This is a genomic window from Stieleria mannarensis (genome assembly GCF_014154935.1).
GTDB lineage: Bacteria > Planctomycetota > Planctomycetia > Pirellulales > Pirellulaceae > Stieleria > Stieleria mannarensis.
In genome coordinates this window covers 1-15,833 of the sequence record NZ_JACEHH010000033.1, presented here as the reverse complement: position 1 = coordinate 15,833, position 15,833 = coordinate 1, and the positions used below count along the sequence as shown (strand labels likewise).

The following is a 15,833-nucleotide window of genomic DNA, read 5'->3' as shown; positions in this document are numbered from 1 at the left end:
GGTGTGATGCCACTGCGAAAGCTCTGGAATTCGATTCGTGGCAAGTCGGCCACTGCAACAGTCAGCTCCACTCCAGAGACGGGCGCCAGCCCCCGGGCGGCGTCCCCGACCAGCGCCGAGCCCCGATCCGCTGCCGCTCCGGCTGCGCCGACGGCAACGCCGGTTGCAGTCGCGCCCCCAGCACGGACGCCCCGTAACAATTCCGGCACGGCTACCCGTGATGACAAAAAACTGTTTCGGCGAATCGAATCGCTGTCGGTTCAGTCCGTCTTGGAAGTCTGCGTCGGTGACGGACAGCGGTCGTTGGCGATGCTGCATTCGCTGACGCACAAGGGACATTCCACCCCGATTCACTACATCGCGATCGATGAATTCGAAATGGGCGGCAACGCGCTTTCCCTGCGGGATTTCCACAAACAGCTGCGTGAATTCCCCGCCAAAGCACACTTGGTGCCGATGACGATCGACGCCGGGCTGGATCGCGTCGTGCGAACCTACGGCCAAGTGGATTTGGTGCTCTGGTCGGCTGACCAACCGCCCACACCGGCCCAACAAAACGCCCTCACGCGGCTGTGCAAGCCGAGCACGATCGTGTTCGCCCAAGAAAACGGCCGCTGGAGCGAGACGCTCACCGGGCTGACGCTCAGCAAACGCGCCGCCTGATCGCGTCCGATTTCAGTCACAATCGCTACCGCTGGCAGTTCCGGAGGAAATTCTGGGATCGGCAGCGTCAATGTTTTGAGCTAGGTTTGTTCGTGCCGACCCGGACAACTACGTTGTCCCCCCACGGCGCCCGTCCGATCGGGACGCCCGCGGCCGGCTGGGGTTCACCAACAGACCTTCAAAACAGATTGAATTGCGATGTGTGGAATTGTCGGATATGTCGGCTCGGATAAGGCAGGCGATTTTCTGCTCAGCGGCCTCCGCCGGCTGGAGTACCGGGGATACGACAGTGCCGGAGTGGCGATCCACGGCGGCGAATCCTTCCACATCACCCGCGCCGTCGGACGAATCGACGCCCTCGCGGGATCATTGGGCAACGACCCGGTCGACGGCCCGATCGGCATCGGCCACACCCGCTGGGCCACCCACGGCCCGGCGACGGTGGAAAACGCCCACCCGCACGTCGGCGGCGACGGCGAAGTGATCCTGGTGCACAACGGCGTCATCGAGAACTTTCAAACGCTCAAAAACGAACTGGTCGAGAAAGGTTATGTGTTCCAGTCGGCGACCGACAGCGAAGTCGTCGCGCACCTGATCGCCGAAGGCCTGCGGGTGACCCCGGATTCGCCGGAGGACCCGTCACAGCGCTGCGTCCAAGCGGTGCAGTGGGCGATCGCACAATTGCGCGGCACCTATGGGCTGGTGATCGCCTTTCGCGAACATCCCGACATGTTGATCGCCGCCCGATTCGGCAGCCCGCTGGTGATCGGCATCGGCAACGGCGAATACTTCGTCGCCAGCGATTCCTCGCCGCTGGCCGGATGCACCGACCGCATCGTCTACATGGCCGACCATCAATTGGCGCTGTTGCGACGCGAAGGATTTTCGGTGCTGCACCGAGAACAGGGAAAGGTCAACGTGCAGATCCAGCCTCTGGAGGCCGCCGAAGAAGCGGTCAGCCTGCAGGGCTACGACCACTACATGCTCAAGGAAATCTATGAGCAACCCGAATCGTTGAAAAACGCGATGCGGGGCCGGTTGGACGAAGAAAACGCGACCGCGGTGTTCGGCGGATTGAACCTGACGCCGCAACAATTGCGCAGCGTTGAACGCATCATCTTGACCGGTTGCGGCACCAGTTGGCACTCGGCCCTGGTCGGCGAATACCTGATCGAGGAATTGGCACGCATCCCGGTCTCGGTCGAATACGCCAGCGAATTGCGTTATCGCAACCCGCCGATCGAAAACAACACGCTGGTGTTCGGCATCACCCAAAGCGGCGAGACGGCCGACACGCTGGCCGCGCTACGGGAAACCAAACGCAAGGGACACCGCACGTTGGCCCTTTGTAATGTCGTCGGCAGCTCCATCGCCCAGGCGGCCGACGGCGGCGTCTACCTGCACGCCGGACCGGAAATCGGCGTCGCCAGCACCAAGGCCTACACGTCACAGTGCTGTGTCCTGGCCATGCTGGCACTGTACTTCGGACGCATCCGCCACCTGTCCTTCGAAGCCGGCCAAAACATCATCCGCGACCTGCAACGGGCCCCGGGGGCGGTGCAAGAAGCACTCAACTGCAACGAACACGTCAAAACTGTCGCCGAAAAATACAAGGACGCGACCAACATCTTGTACCTGGGCCGCCAGTACAATTTCCCGACCGCCCTGGAAGGCGCCCTGAAACTGAAAGAAATCAGCTACGTTCACGCCGAAGGCTACCCGGCGGCGGAAATGAAGCACGGTCCGATCGCACTGGTCGACGATCAAACCCCCAGCGTGTTCATCGTCCCCCAAGGCACCACGTACGACAAAGTGATGGCGAACATGGAAGAGGTGAAGGCCCGAGGTGGGCCGATCATCGCCGTTGCAAGCAAAGACGACCCGCACATCCAGGCCGTCGCCGACGACGTGATCCACATCCCCGACGTGCCCTCGATCATCCAGCCGATCGTGTCCGTCGTGCCGCTGCAGCTGCTATCCTATCACATCGCACTGCTGCGGGGCTGCGACGTGGACAAGCCCCGAAATTTGGCAAAAAGCGTGACGGTGGAGTAAGTACATTCCACCCAAAGATGCGGTTCTTTCCTTGCGGAATTCGCTGGCGAAATTACGCTCTTGATTATTGTTCAACGACCATGGGATGATCGCCGCAAACCAGGGGCAAGGACGGGGGCCACGTCGTCCCGGCGAGCGTTCCACGACTAGGAAACCTTTTCTTTATCGGATGAGAGAGACGATGAATCGTACCGGCCTGACGTTTAATTCTCGCAAAGCACTGATGAACAACATCGGCGAAGCCGCCGGAACCGAAATTGCGAACCTGATCGCCGAAATGGCCGCGGAAATCGAAGAATTACGGCGGACCAAGGTCAACGTCACCCGCATCGTCCCGACCACCAACGTCAATCTGATGGGCCGCAACGAAGACGCCCTGTAAGCGCCCCCTGCGAAACGCCCTCTGGAAACGGAACTCGCTGCAACGCGATGCCAGCCCGACGCGTCAGCGAGGGGCGCCACGTGCCCTCTCGCCAGCGTTTGCGGGCCTGCATCGACAGTCAACGGCCACTTCGACACCGTCCTGCACCGGGGAAAACAGGACGAATACGACGTAGGGGACCGATTTTGTATGCGGTCCCATCGGTCTTCTTTGTCCTATTGGTCCTATTATCGCCCGGCCGAATGCCACTGGGATCTCCGGATGCCTCGTTTCACGCACCCTGCCCAGAACGCAGGCACCGTGATGAATTCCTAGACAGGCGACGCCACCGGCCTGCATCGCCGAATCACACTGCGGCTTCAAACAACGGAAATCCAAACGCCGCTAAATCCCCACCAACACATCTGCGGCACCGCTACGGCCCAAATCGATTCTTGGCATCCCCGCCGGCCGGCGATTGGCACATGGCATGCAATCTCCTCTGGCAGGGAGGAAGCAGGGATGCACGAGCTACTAAGGATGGTTGCTTGAGACGTAACGGGGAATTACGTCTCGGGCTTCAGAGAGTGCTGCCGAGACACCTCGCTGGGCAGAACTTGACGGATGGCTGATGAGTCGGGTGATCTGGTTCCGGTGCCGGATCACCCGACTCCGCCGTTCCGCCTTCGGCAAATGAAGAGGTGCGACGCTTCGTGTTGATCTTCGGATAAGTAGTAGTGGACGACGCGAGGAGTCCTCTAGCGTCCGTCAGTTTCCGAACGGGTCGCCGCCAAAGGGATCTTCACCGCCACCGGCAGGTGCCCCGAACGGATCCGCTCCCGCGTCACCACCGAAGGGATCGCCGCCGGCTGGCGCAGCGGGTTCACCGAACGGATTGGAATTGTCCGCCGCGGCGGGCATCCCGGCATCAGCGGCTGCGGCAGCTCCGGCGGGTTCATCATCGGCGAACGGATTGTCGTCCAAGCCTTCCAGGGCATTGTTGCTTTCGACCTTGGGTTGGCCGCCGGCAAGGGCGGGCCCGTCGTCGGCGAACGGGTCATCGGCGGCTGCCGCCGCGGGGGCCGGCGGTGGAGACGTCGTCAGCGGTGCCGGCGCCGACTTGGGTGCTGTCGCCGCGCCGGGCTGGGCGCCCAGTTCCTGCATCCGTGCGTCCGAACGGGCCGCCGCGTTCATCATCGCATCGATCCGCGCCCGCTGCCGAATTTGCTCCAGTTTCAAACGGGCCGACCCTTGGAATCGTGACAGCGAGCGACCGACACCGGCTCCGCCACCTGCGCGGGCCTCCATTTCCGCACCGGCCTGCCAATCCGCTTCCGCCTCAGCCGTCCGCCCTTGTTGGTGGGCGACGATGCCGCGGAAATAATAGGCCCGCGGATCACGCGTCCCGCCGCCGATGGCCTGGGTCAGATAGTCGTACGCCTCGGTGTACTGGCCTGCATAATACGCGTGCACCCCCCGGCCGTAGATTTCAGCCAGCAGCGATTCATTTTGCGCACTGGCCTGGTGTGAGCCGAGCATTGCCCCGACAAGCGCGAGTGCGGCCAGCGGTGCGAGAAAAGAAGAACGTCGGATCATCACTTTCGGGTCCTCTGCCAATTCGAGCGATTGATTGCGTGCAAAAAGACGACAGCAACCGTGCCGTTAGGTTTGCGTGGCGGCCGACAAGAGAACTCGGCCATTGGAAACAGACCCTCAGGATACTTGTGCCAAGTGGCTCGGGCAAACGGATTTGCACCGGCGGAGAAGAATTTGCACCGTCGATGGACCGGTTAAGCACTGTCGGGGACAGCCCCGTGTGAGCACAAAACCCTCCCTGAAAGGGAGGGTCGAGCGTAGCGAGGGGAGGGTGGTAGCGGCGGTCGCCAAGAGTTTCGCACGTGCAGGCCCTCTCTGGCGTTTGTTGGCTGCCAGAATCGTGCAGGATTCAAATCGCCACGTGCGAAACCTTCAAGCCGCTTCGCTGACCGCGGCCTCAGGCTCCGCGTCCGCCGCATCGTCTCCGCGCTCGTCGTTGACCGCCCCTCCGGACAGATCCAACAGTTTTCCAACGGCCGCACGCAGCGGCGGGTCATCGGCAAGGGCCTCGGGTCCGCGGGCAAGATTCGCCTGGGCCTGCTCGGACAGAACCGACTGTTGAATCTTAGACTGCAGCGCGTTGAGTTCGGCCTCCAGTTTCAAAATCTCGCGCCGAGTCGCATCCAACACCGGCGAATCGAGGTTGGACGGCGAGTCGCCGGGGGGCGCGGCATCGGGCGGCTCGATCCCGACCAACATCGGGAACGACGCCTCTCGCCAGCGGGCGTCCAGTTTTGCGATCGCGTCGGGTTCCATCGGGATCACAAAACCCGGATCCGGCGTCACGCCCCAATCATCCTCCTCGGTCGCATCGGCGGTTCGATGGATGTTCTTGTTGTTGGGGCGAAAGTACCGCGCGACGGTCAACCGCAAGGCGCTGCGGCCATACTGAAGCGGCATGATCTCTTGCACCGTTCCTTTGCCATAGCTGCGTGTCCCGACGATCAGTGCCCGCGCGTTGTCTTGCAAGCAGGCGGCGACGATTTCACTGGCGCTGGCGGAGTTGGCATCGATCAAGACGGCGATCGGTTTGGACGGATCGACCAGAGTCCCTGGGGTGGCGGAATACGAATCTTCGATCTCGCCGCCGCGAATCCGCGTGGACACGATCAGCCCTTGGTTCAAAAACATGTCGCTGACGTCGCGGGCGGCGTACAGCAACCCGCCGCCGTTGCCGCGTAAATCCATCACCAAGGCGTCGAAATCGTTGTCCAATTCGACCAGTACCTGTTCCAATTCACGCACCGTTTTTTCGCCAAAGCTTTTCAGCCGGACATAGGCCACCGAAGGCTCGTTTTTCAATCGGTACACCCATCGGTTGGACGCATCGCGATGGTCGCCGACGACCGATTCCAATTCGATCGTCGCACGCTGGACCGTCATCGAGTGCGTCTGATCGCCCCGGCGCACCGTCAACGAAACCGTGGTGCCCGGCGGCCCTTTCAATCGCTCGCTGACATCGGCCAGCAACATCGTCGAGACGTCCACCCCGTCGACCTTGATGATCAAATCATTGGGCAAGACCCCGGCTCGCAATGCCGGCGAATTGACCAGCGGCGTGACCACCCGGACCGGCTGGCCGGGTTGCGGCTGAGCCACATAGATCCCGATGCCGGCAAATTCCTGGTGCATGTTGTCCTGAAAAGAACGATACGCTTCGACCGCAAAGTAGCCGCTGTGTTCGTCCAGCTGGCTGACCACCCCGTCCATCGCGGCCTGCAGCAGTTGTTGGCGGTCCACCGGATCGACGTAATTCTGCTCGATCAACTCGATCGCTTCACCCAAGATGCTGGCCGTCCGGGCATTGCGATAGGTGAAATGACACAGAATGCTGACGACCACCGCAAACAGAATCAGATTGAAGTTGCGTGCTGGCATACGCTGAGACGAATTTGTAACGGGGGGAAGAATCGAGCCGAGTGCCCTGGCAAAGCATACGCCAGCACCCCGCCGGCGTCTCTACACACCACCCAAAAACGGAATCGGAATCAACACCGCGTGCTGCTGCACCCAGGTCTGCAACCCGTCCCAGCTGGTGTACTGCGACAGCGTCACAAACAACAGATAGGTGGCCACGACGGCCGGCATCAACAGACGTGCCGACCAGCGTGAAACCAAACTCCAAGCCCCCGACGGTTTCACTGCCCCGTCCCCATACTGACCGGCGATTCGATTGGCCCGCCGCAGCGCCAGCCCTTCGGCCACACGAGCCGGCAAAATGAAGGCCACAAACATCAACGTCGGCAACCAAACCACCTCACGCGGCGTCGCTTCGATCTTTAGCAAGTACAACGGAATCGGCAAGACGACCAATCCCAGCACCATCGCCGACAACCAAGCCCACGGCGCGTAACAAAACCGCCGACGGACGCGGCGGACGTCAAACAGGGCTGCCAGCCGATTCTGTGCGGCAAACTGGGCCTGCAACATCGGCAGGTACAACAGCACAACGCCCAGCGCGATCAATGCCACCCCGCCGACCAACCCCGCCAATCCCGTCTCGCCGTTGCGATTGGCGGCGATGATGATCATCGCCGGGATCAACCACACCAGCGTGCCCAACGCCCCACGCAATCCGAGCCAAAAGAAACGCCCCAGTTCCAACGACCGGGTGAATTCCCAAAGCGCGTCCGGCAACTGGCGGTACGTGCTCGGTCGCCAAGCCTGGCGCAACATGCGTTTGGGCTGGGGCCACAAAAAATGCACCAAGCGTCCACCGCGGGCCAGCGCCCAGAGCAGATAAAACACTCCCAAACAAGCGGCAAAGATCGCAGCGGTGCGCAGCAACGACGCCTGATCCGACCCCGGCGTGATCAGCGAGGCGACGCTTTCCCAGTGAGCCAACAACTGCACCGGTAAAGAACCGATCACGACGGCCACCACCACGATGCCGATCTTGCCCGCGGCACGCAAATGCGGCAGCGACTCGCGCAGCGTTGCCCCTCGCGCCAGTCGCCCGGCGACATCCAGCAAATAGCCGAACGTGATCAGTTGCAAAATCGGGATCGCCGCCAACACGGCCAAACAGACGATCAATGCGGCCAGGGAGAACACGCCGCCGACCAACCAAGTGATTCCGCCGGCGACCCTCCGGACCACTCCCCGAGCGGCCGGCGATTCGGAACGTTGCGATTCGGCGGCCCTGTTCAAATCGGCGGCCCTGTTCAAATCGGCGGCCCTGTTCAAATCGGCGGCACTGTCGGTCATCGAGTCGCCTGCCGCTGCGGTGTCGCCCACCGCGACGTCGGCGTGCGCCAGAGGGGCCGTATTCACAGACGGTCGATCATCGACCGCCAGATCGCCCCGTCGATCGGTGTGGCTGTCTGGGCCGGAGTGGATTCCGCCAGGGTGGATACCGGCCGACGATCGATCGTTGGTTTGTTCCATCACATCATTGCACGCTGACTTGGTCGTGAAACAGTCGACTGCGGCTGGCAGATTCGTCGCAGCGAAAAAAACTTCAATTCTCTGGCGGTATTCCCATCGGCTGGCCGCGCTCGATCGCATTCATTCGACGGCGGCTTCAAATCCAGGCTATCCGGTTCGCGTTTCAGATGGGGATTCTTGGCAAACTGAAACGGGAATTCGTTCTTTTTCTTTTGATTCTTGGCGCGATTCAGTGCAGCGGCCCGTCGGGAGTGAAGCACGAAGCGACGTCCGACAGGGCCGAAAGGCGCATTTTCGACACCACCCGGTAGCGGAATGTTAAGGCTGGTAAACCTTGCGGCGTCCGGGCGGCGCCATCAAGGGATCCTACTGGTTGTTCCGATTCACTCTCTCGTGCCGGGGATTCCGGCTCCCATGATGATCGAAAACCCGCAACTTTCGATTCTCAAGCGACGCATCCAGTTCTGCTCACCGGGTACGGGGACCTATGCGACCACCGATCCAATCTGCCCCGACCGTTGGCCTGACCAATGGCCGTTTCCGCACCGCCACGACCCAGTGGCTGCGACGAATCGGAAAAGTCGGATTCGCACTTTCGATGATGACCGCGATGGAATCTTCGAGCGTCAGCGCTCAAGATGCGTCGCTGGCGTCGTTCGAACCGGCGACGGTCTCCAGACACGTGACCGATTCCCGGCGTGAAACCCCGACGGTGCTGGCCGTCCGCCGGGCCAGCCCCTCGGTCGTCAACCTGCATGGACAAAAGACCATCCGCAACACCGCCGCCGGCATGGCCGGTGCAACCGACGGAGGCGGGTTTCGCCAAGTCAACGGGATGGGCACCGGCGTGGTGATCGACCCGCAAGGCTACGTCATCACCAACTATCACGTCGTCGAAGACGTCGACAACATCCGCGTCACGCTGCACGACGGAACCGTCACCAGTGCCGAGCTGATCGCCGCGAGACCGCGAAACGATTTGGCCCTGGTCAAAGTCAACCTCAACAGAGAGTTGCCCACGGTCCCGCGAGGCACCAGCAGCGATCTGATGGTCGGCGAAAGTGTGATCGCGATCGGCAACGCCTACGGTTACGTGCACACCTGCACCCAGGGAATCATCAGCGCGTTGCACCGCGACGTTCCCGTCAATGACACCCAAGACTACGAAGACCTGATCCAGATTAGTGCCGGGATCAATCCCGGTAACTCCGGCGGCCCGCTGTTGAACATTGACGGTGAAATCATCGGCGTCAATGTCGCCGTCCGCGTCGGTGCCCAACAGATCGCATTTGCGATCCCGATCGACCAGGTCGTCGAGATCGTCACGTCGATGATCGAGCAGCACAACTCACAACGACTCGAGACCGGATTGCGAACCAACGGCGGTCCACGCGATGGCGACGGAATCACGATCGCCCATGTCTCCGCTAGCAGCCCCGCCGCACGGGAGGGATTGAAGCCGGGTGACCGCGTGGTCCGCGTTGGTTCGCGGCCGGTCGACGATCGACTGGACTATTCACTCGCCCTGTTGCAAATGCAACCGGGCCAACCGATCCCGATGGCCGTCGAGCGTGACGGCGGCCTGTTGGAACTGGCCGTCGCGACCACACCGGTCGACGCGTCAGAGACCCAACAACCCAGCGATACCGCCTGGGCCGTGATCGGGATCCGCGCCAAACCGGTCAGCCAATCGACGATGAACCGCCTGAACTCGCGGATGCGAACGCCCTACCGCGGCGGACTGTACATCACCGCCGTCCGCAGCGGATCGGCCGCCGCAGAGCAGGGGATCCAAGTCGGTGACGTCTTGCTGGGCATCCACGGCTGGCAAACGGCCAGCATCAGCGACCTGGCCGGCATCCTGGAACACCCCGAGATGAAGAAAGGGCCGCGAGCCAAGTTCTACATCGTTCGCCGCGAACAAACCTTGTACGGACATTTCCAACTCGCCTCTCGCGACGAAAACGTCCGACATTAAGAACGCTTGTCTAACGGGCGACTTTGGCACCGTGATCGACCCTCGGAGCGGTCGACACGCCTGCCGAGCAACACAGTCACGCTCGTCCCGGAGTAAGCTTGCAGAAAACCGCTGCAAGCTTACTGACCCAGCCGGGACGAGCGTCTGTTTAAAATGGATCGCATGAAGATTCCATGGCCCCCTCGGCGACACCGCCGCTGTTTATTTCACCCAGCCATCGTCAGCCGATTCGGCGTAGCTACGTTCGCCAGAACGTGGTTTCCCTCGGTGTTCCGAGCGGTATTTCTCATCGAAACCCACGCTCTGGCGAGCGTAGCTACGGTGAGGCCCCGCCGTCGAGCCAAGCTACTCCTCTGCACCGCGCTGCTATTTACCAGCAGCAACGCACACGCCCAGCGGCCTACCGGTGCAGATGCCGACCGCATGGTCGCTGTCACAATTTCGACCGCCGATCCGGAGCGTCCACCCGCCGTCGGCAACAGCGTCCAGCGAGTCTGCCCCGCCTCCCCGGTTGAAAGCCTGCCCGCCTGGAACGTCGACGGCTGGCACGCGTACCAGCGGTTGTGGAATGAACTGGCCGCCGATCCCGATGCCCCGGTGCTCCGGCGCTACCTGGGACTTCCGATCGGATCGGCCGCCGCGCGGTCCACCTTCATGATCAAGTCCTCCCGCGGCCGCAGCGCGCCGCGATGGCTGGGCTGGCGAAGCGGATCGTACCGTCAAGTCGAAACGCCGCACCTGCAACTGTTCTCCCATGCCGATGAACAGACCACACGTGAAATCGCGACCGATTTGGAACACGTGTATTGGGTCTGGACGCAGTTGTTCTTTCCACTTTGGGACGGCAGTCAGCAAGTCGCGCTGCACTTGCAAGACGTCGCGGCCGACCAATCCGTCGCTTCGGCCCTGGCCAACAGTCGGGCCCGCATGTCTTCACGCCGCAAGTTGCGAATCGTGTTGCTCAAGGACGCCGACGACTACGCTCGCACGTTGGGCCAATCGACGCCCGGCATCGAACAATCGACGGGGTTTTATAGCGATGAGCGTCAGACGTCGTTCTTCTATCCATCAACGTCGGCCGACGCGGTTGCATCACGTCGTCACGAATTGATCCACCAGCTGTTCCGCGAAGCCACACGATCGCGGCTGACCGGCGAACTCCCCGGCGCACGTTCCGATTTTTGGTTGATCGAAGGCATCGCCGGCTACTTCGAATCGTTGCACCGGGACCGATGCCGAGCCACCGTGGGCGGATGGGACAGCCCGCGATTGCAATTTGCCCGCTATCGCGTGCTCGGCGGCCGCGATCTGATTCCGTTCCAAGAGATGCGTGCCGACGGCCATGCCTCGGCGCAACAACGATCCGACCTGGCGCGCTGGTACGCCAACGCGATCGCCTACACTCATGGGTTTCTCGACGGCGACTCGGTGGCCAACCGACGTTGGATCTACCAGCAACTTGCAGCGCTTTATGAAATCCCGATCGACATCCCCAGCAGCGGATCGGTTGAATCACCGGCCCCGTCGCCAGCCCCATCGCCAGAGCGCACGTTGGTGGACTTTCTGAAAGTCGATGACCACCAGCTTCGATCCAATCCGACGACGCGCCCCCTCACCCAACTTTGCCTGTCCGGTTGTGAAACCTCTCCGGATGGCCTTGCATCCTTGTCCGCAACGAGTGACTGGACGTGGATCGATCTGTCGCGGCAACCGATCGCAACCGACGAGCTGACTCGGCTTTGCCCGACCCCGGTTCGATTGGACCAATTGTCACTCGAAGCGACCCAAGTTGACGATTCGATCGCACCTTGGTTGGGGCAAGCAGCGGGTTTGAGAGAACTGGACCTCAGCTGGACCCGATGTGGTGACCCGACGATCGCTTCGCTGGCCGGTCACACGAACCTAAAGACGTTGTGGTTGACCGGCAGCGGTGTGACCGACGCTGCGATTGCGACGCTGGCATCCATCAGTTCGCTCGAATCGATCGACGTTCAACGCACCCAAATCACGAGCGACGGTTTGGCAAGACTTAAAACGCTGCGTCCGGATTGCAACGTCAACCCACTACAACTCCGCGTTCAATGACCTTTCCCCGATTCTTTACCGCCAAGCAATCGCTGCCCTCGCACCGCATCGACGACGTGGCCTCTGAAGTGACGGGTCAACTCACCGCCCGACCGGAACTGGGGCAGATCGGGCCGAAGCAATCGGTCGCGATCGCGGTCGGAAGCCGCGGCATCGACCGCATCGCGGAAGTCACCCGAACCGTGGTGCGGTTGCTGATCGATCGCGGGGCCGAACCGTTCATCGTCCCGGCGATGGGCAGCCATGGCGGGGCGACCGACGCGGGGCAAACCGCCACGCTAGCGGCGCTGGGAATCACGCCCCAATCGGTCGGTTGCCCGATCAAATCGTCGATGGAGACGGTGTCCATCGGATCGTGTGCGATCGGACAAGACAGCATCCCGTTGGTCTTTGACCGCAACGCCGCCGCGGCCGATCACTTGATCGTGATCAACCGGATCAAACCCCACACCAAGCTGAGCGGTTCGATCCAGAGCGGCATCTGTAAGATGTTGATGATCGGCCTTGGCAAGCATCGCGGCGCGATCACCTTTCATCCCGCCTTCAAGTCCTTTGACTATCGCCTGGACCGCATCACCGCAAACGCGATCCCGACGATCCTGGCCGCCACACCGTTTTTGCTGGGCGTCGCACTGGTCGAAGACGCCCACGACTCGATCGGCCAGATCGCCGTGGCGTCCGGTGACGAGTTGTTGGCGATCGAGCCGACGCTGCTCCGCACGGCGACCGAATGGATGCCCAAGCTGCCGTTTCGCTCGGCCGAACTGTTGGTCATCGACGAAATCGGCAAAGAGATCAGCGGCACGGGCCTGGACACCAATGTCGTCGGCCGCAAGTGGCACGACAAAATGGCCGGCGATGACGAATGGCCCAAAGTCCAGCAGATCTACGTGCGTTCGCTGACCGAAAAGACCGCCGGCAACGCCTCGGGCATCGGGATCGCCGAGTACACTCATCGCCGCGTGGCCGAACAAATCGATCCGGTCAAGACGCGGATCAACTGCATCACCGCCGGCCATCCCACCGCGGCGGCGCTGCCGGTCTGGTTCGACAGCGACCGCGACGTGCTCGATGCCGTCTGCGCCCAATCCCCGATCCCCGCCGACCGACGCCGCTGGCTGCGGATCCCCAACACGCTGGATCTGCAGCAGATCCAATGCAGCGAAGCCTATCTCGAAGACGCTCAACACAACGACCGACTTGAAATCGCCGCCGCCCCCCAACCACTCCGCTTCGATGACCACGGCGATTTCCTTTGACCCCCATCATCCTGCCCACCACCGTTTTGCCCCCACCGTTTTGCCCCCATCATTCTGCCCCCATCGTTTTGCCCCCACCGTTTTGCCCCCATTGTTTTGCCCCCATTGTTTTGCCCCCATCGTTTTGCCCACTATCGTTTTGCCCACCATCGTTTTGCCCCGAATCATTCTGCCATCCCTCCCCCTCCCCCCACCGACTTGCCACAACACCAAGAATCCTTAATAAACTGCCACCGACTCATCCCGTTTAACATCGCCACCTGCCTCCTTCATGCCTTCCCCGCCCCCTGAATCGCTCGAACAAATCGACCTTCAACTGCTGCGGATGATCCAACATCGCCGTAGCCTGATTGAAGCCCTGGCCGACCAGCAATCGCTTCCCTCGGTCGGCGAATCAAACGCCCGGCAGGACCAAACGCTGCAGTCGTTTTGCAGCGATTCAAGTCAGGCGATTGCCCCCAACGAAATCGACGCGCTACGGCAAACGATGCGTCACATCGACAGCGTCTGTCGCCTCGGGGTTGGACGGGGCGCGATCAGCTTTCTCGGCCCCCAGTACAGTTACAGCCACCTGGCCGCGATCAAGTATTTCGGAGACGCGGCGCCATTCGCTCCGGTCGCGACGATCCCGGCGGTCTTTGATGCCGTCCAGCGAGGAGACGCGGTCAGCGGCCTGGTGCCGATCGAGAACAGTACCGACGGGCGGGTCGTCGACACGTTGGGCATGTTTGCACGACTGCACATGCCGATCTGTGGCGAAGTTCTGTTGCCGATCCATCACAACCTGCTGGCCAGCGGAACCCGCGATCAGATCACCGAAATCCATAGCAAGCCCCAAGCCCTGTCGCAATGCCGCGGCTGGCTGGCGGCCAATTTTCCGGCCGCCACCTTGATCGAAGTCGGCAGCACCACGACGGCCGCTGAATCGGCCGCCCAGCACGCCCACATCGCCGCGGTCGCCAGCCTGCCTGCCGGGCGTGCCTACGGTTTGGACGTCTTGAACCAGAACATCGAAGACAACAAGGACAACGTCACCCGATTCGCCGTGCTCGGTCGCGACGAACCCGCCCCCACTGGCAAAGACAAAACGTCATTGCTGTTCCAAGTCGAACATCAGCCCGGCGCGCTGGCCGGCGCGATGAAGATCTTCAGCGACGCACAGCTCAACCTCACCTGGATCGAATCGTTCCCGCTGCCGGGATCGCGCAACGAGTACCTGTTCTTTGTCGAACTGACCGGCCATCGCGGCGAGGATCGCGTCGCCGCGGCGATCGAGCAACTCGCCGCCATCACCCGGCGGCTGGAGATTTTGGGGTCCTATCCGGTCGCCGTGCTCTGAGCGGCCGAAATCCATTGCTCTTCGTAGCGACGCTCGATGCGAGCGTGGCTATACAGACACACCACCTTCTGGCGAAGGTAGCTACGTCGAGCGACGTTCGGACGTAAGGCTGTCGTCGATCAGCTGTTCGCGACGCTTTATATACATCGGCGAACGTCATTTCGTAAGTTTCACGGCGAAAGTTTCCTATCTGACCTTTCTCCCGCGCCCGCGAATCTCTAAGACTGGATCGTTACCCGGTCGACCAAGGAAGGTTTGATGAAGACTTTACGAAAATACCGCGGCGCATCCAGTGACGCAGACCGCGACGATGGCCCCCGCCAGCCCGGCGCCCTGTTCGACTACCCGGTTCGCTTGCTCGTCTACGCGATGGTTGCGTTTTTGATCTGCAACCTCGTTTTGCTGGCGGCACGCGGGTACGGGCCGGAAGTGATCGCGCGGGAGAACGGCCCGGTCGAGTTGGCCCAGGCCATGATGGCGATGTTCGCTGCCGGTTGCCTGTTTCTGGCGGCGTCCAGAATGCAGTTCGGACGCCCGCTGTTGGTCGTCTGCGGCTGCCTGGTCGGCTACGCGGCCGCTCGAGAGTGTGACAGTTGGTTCGAAACCGTGTTCTTTGACGATGCGTACAAGTACCTGGCCGGCATCCCGCTGTTCGTCATCGGGGCCGTGGCGTTGTACCGGGGCCGAAAACAAGCGGTCGACCAATCGCTGGCATTGCTTCGTACGCCCGCGATGACACTGTTTGTTTTTGCCGGCCTGTATGTCTGCACGGTCTGCCAAGCGATCGATGTCCCCGACCTTTGGACGGCCATCGGGCCGAGCCCGGCGGCGGAGATGACCAAGGCGGCGGTGGAAGAGTTTTCCGAACTGTTCGGCTATCTGCTGCTGTCGATCTCCGGTGTCGAATCGTTGGCGATGGCGTTTGCTGCCAGCGAATCCGAGGGCGCCGAAGTCGAAGAGGCGGCCGTGGCGATTCGCAAGGCGGCGTGAAGCCGCGAAGGTACGATCGGCCCTTCCGGCCTCCCGTTGCACGATGGCCCTTCCGGGCCCTTACCAACCGAGGTCGTGAGGCTTTTAGCTTCTGATTTAACAGGATTTTACGAATTCACC

General features: G+C 61.7%; 11 protein-coding genes. 8 read left to right on the top strand and 3 right to left on the bottom strand.

Annotation, left to right across the window (positions count from 1 at the left end):
* Positions 1-6: 6 nt before the first annotated feature.
* The 3 genes from H1B37_RS21195 to H1B37_RS21185 all read left to right on the top strand — a co-directional run bounded on the left by H1B37_RS21195 (position 7) and on the right by H1B37_RS21185 (position 3,100).
* Positions 7-663 carry a hypothetical protein gene (locus tag H1B37_RS21195; protein WP_220498303.1) on the top strand — a complete coding sequence of 219 codons (657 nt, stop codon included), beginning with the start codon at positions 7-9 and terminating at the stop codon, positions 661-663.
* Positions 664-861: 198 nt separating this feature from the next.
* Positions 862-2,718 carry a glutamine--fructose-6-phosphate transaminase (isomerizing) gene (gene glmS, locus H1B37_RS21190; RefSeq protein WP_182868647.1) on the top strand — a complete coding sequence of 619 codons (1,857 nt, stop codon included), beginning with the start codon at positions 862-864 and terminating at the stop codon, positions 2,716-2,718.
* A gap of 181 nt (positions 2,719-2,899) precedes the next feature.
* Complete coding sequence (locus H1B37_RS21185) at positions 2,900-3,100, top strand: hypothetical protein (RefSeq protein WP_182868646.1); 201 nt, start codon at positions 2,900-2,902, stop codon at positions 3,098-3,100.
* A 747-nt stretch (positions 3,101-3,847) separates the two neighbouring features.
* Here the strand turns inward: H1B37_RS21185 and H1B37_RS21180 are convergent.
* The 3 genes from H1B37_RS21180 to H1B37_RS21170 form a co-directional block, all read right to left on the bottom strand.
* Positions 3,848-4,675 (bottom strand): hypothetical protein, encoded by an 828-nt coding sequence (locus tag H1B37_RS21180; protein WP_182868645.1) that lies wholly within the window; start codon positions 4,673-4,675, stop codon positions 3,848-3,850.
* Positions 4,676-5,047: 372 nt separating this feature from the next.
* Positions 5,048-6,553 (bottom strand): S41 family peptidase, encoded by a 1,506-nt coding sequence (locus H1B37_RS21175; protein ID WP_182868644.1) that lies wholly within the window; start codon positions 6,551-6,553, stop codon positions 5,048-5,050.
* Positions 6,554-6,634: 81 nt separating this feature from the next.
* Positions 6,635-8,062 (bottom strand): DUF4013 domain-containing protein, encoded by a 1,428-nt coding sequence (locus H1B37_RS21170; protein WP_286177983.1) that lies wholly within the window; start codon positions 8,060-8,062, stop codon positions 6,635-6,637.
* A 487-nt stretch (positions 8,063-8,549) separates the two neighbouring features.
* Here H1B37_RS21170 and H1B37_RS21165 point away from each other — a divergent pair, with 487 nt between their 5' ends.
* From H1B37_RS21165 to H1B37_RS21145, 5 genes are all read left to right on the top strand, one after another.
* Positions 8,550-10,040, top strand: a complete 1,491-nt coding sequence (locus H1B37_RS21165) for a trypsin-like peptidase domain-containing protein (RefSeq protein WP_286177982.1) — start codon at positions 8,550-8,552, stop codon at positions 10,038-10,040.
* Positions 10,041-10,463: 423 nt separating this feature from the next.
* Positions 10,464-12,125 (top strand): leucine-rich repeat domain-containing protein, encoded by a 1,662-nt coding sequence (locus H1B37_RS21160; protein WP_182868643.1) that lies wholly within the window; start codon positions 10,464-10,466, stop codon positions 12,123-12,125.
* On the top strand, positions 12,122-13,384 hold the full coding sequence (locus H1B37_RS21155) for a nickel pincer cofactor-dependent isomerase, group 22 (RefSeq protein WP_182868642.1): 1,263 nt from the start codon (positions 12,122-12,124) through the stop codon (positions 13,382-13,384). The genes H1B37_RS21160 and H1B37_RS21155 overlap by 4 nt, the downstream gene beginning before the upstream one ends.
* Positions 13,385-13,655: 271 nt before the next feature.
* On the top strand, positions 13,656-14,723 hold the full coding sequence (pheA, locus tag H1B37_RS21150) for a prephenate dehydratase (protein WP_182868641.1): 1,068 nt from the start codon (positions 13,656-13,658) through the stop codon (positions 14,721-14,723).
* Positions 14,724-14,981: 258 nt separating this feature from the next.
* Positions 14,982-15,713 carry a hypothetical protein gene (locus tag H1B37_RS21145; protein WP_182868640.1) on the top strand — a complete coding sequence of 244 codons (732 nt, stop codon included), beginning with the start codon at positions 14,982-14,984 and terminating at the stop codon, positions 15,711-15,713.
* Positions 15,714-15,833 lie beyond the last annotated feature (120 nt).

Excerpts from the sequence above, each read along its gene's own strand:
- H1B37_RS21170 (WP_286177983.1), bottom strand. The coding sequence starts at position 8,062 with ATGGAACAAACCAACGATCGATCGTCGGCCGGTATCCACCCTGGCGGA.
- H1B37_RS21185 (WP_182868646.1), top strand. The coding sequence starts at position 2,900 with ATGAATCGTACCGGCCTGACGTTTAATTCTCGCAAAGCACTGATGAAC.
- H1B37_RS21195 (WP_220498303.1), top strand. The coding sequence starts at position 7 with ATGCCACTGCGAAAGCTCTGGAATTCGATTCGTGGCAAGTCGGCCACT.
- H1B37_RS21145 (WP_182868640.1), top strand. The coding sequence starts at position 14,982 with ATGAAGACTTTACGAAAATACCGCGGCGCATCCAGTGACGCAGACCGC.
- pheA (WP_182868641.1), top strand. The coding sequence starts at position 13,656 with ATGCCTTCCCCGCCCCCTGAATCGCTCGAACAAATCGACCTTCAACTG.
- H1B37_RS21175 (WP_182868644.1), bottom strand. The coding sequence starts at position 6,553 with ATGCCAGCACGCAACTTCAATCTGATTCTGTTTGCGGTGGTCGTCAGC.
- H1B37_RS21160 (WP_182868643.1), top strand. The coding sequence starts at position 10,464 with ATGGTCGCTGTCACAATTTCGACCGCCGATCCGGAGCGTCCACCCGCC.
- H1B37_RS21155 (WP_182868642.1), top strand. The coding sequence starts at position 12,122 with ATGACCTTTCCCCGATTCTTTACCGCCAAGCAATCGCTGCCCTCGCAC.
- H1B37_RS21180 (WP_182868645.1), bottom strand. The coding sequence starts at position 4,675 with ATGATCCGACGTTCTTCTTTTCTCGCACCGCTGGCCGCACTCGCGCTT.
- glmS (WP_182868647.1), top strand. The coding sequence starts at position 862 with ATGTGTGGAATTGTCGGATATGTCGGCTCGGATAAGGCAGGCGATTTT.
- H1B37_RS21165 (WP_286177982.1), top strand. The coding sequence starts at position 8,550 with ATGCGACCACCGATCCAATCTGCCCCGACCGTTGGCCTGACCAATGGC.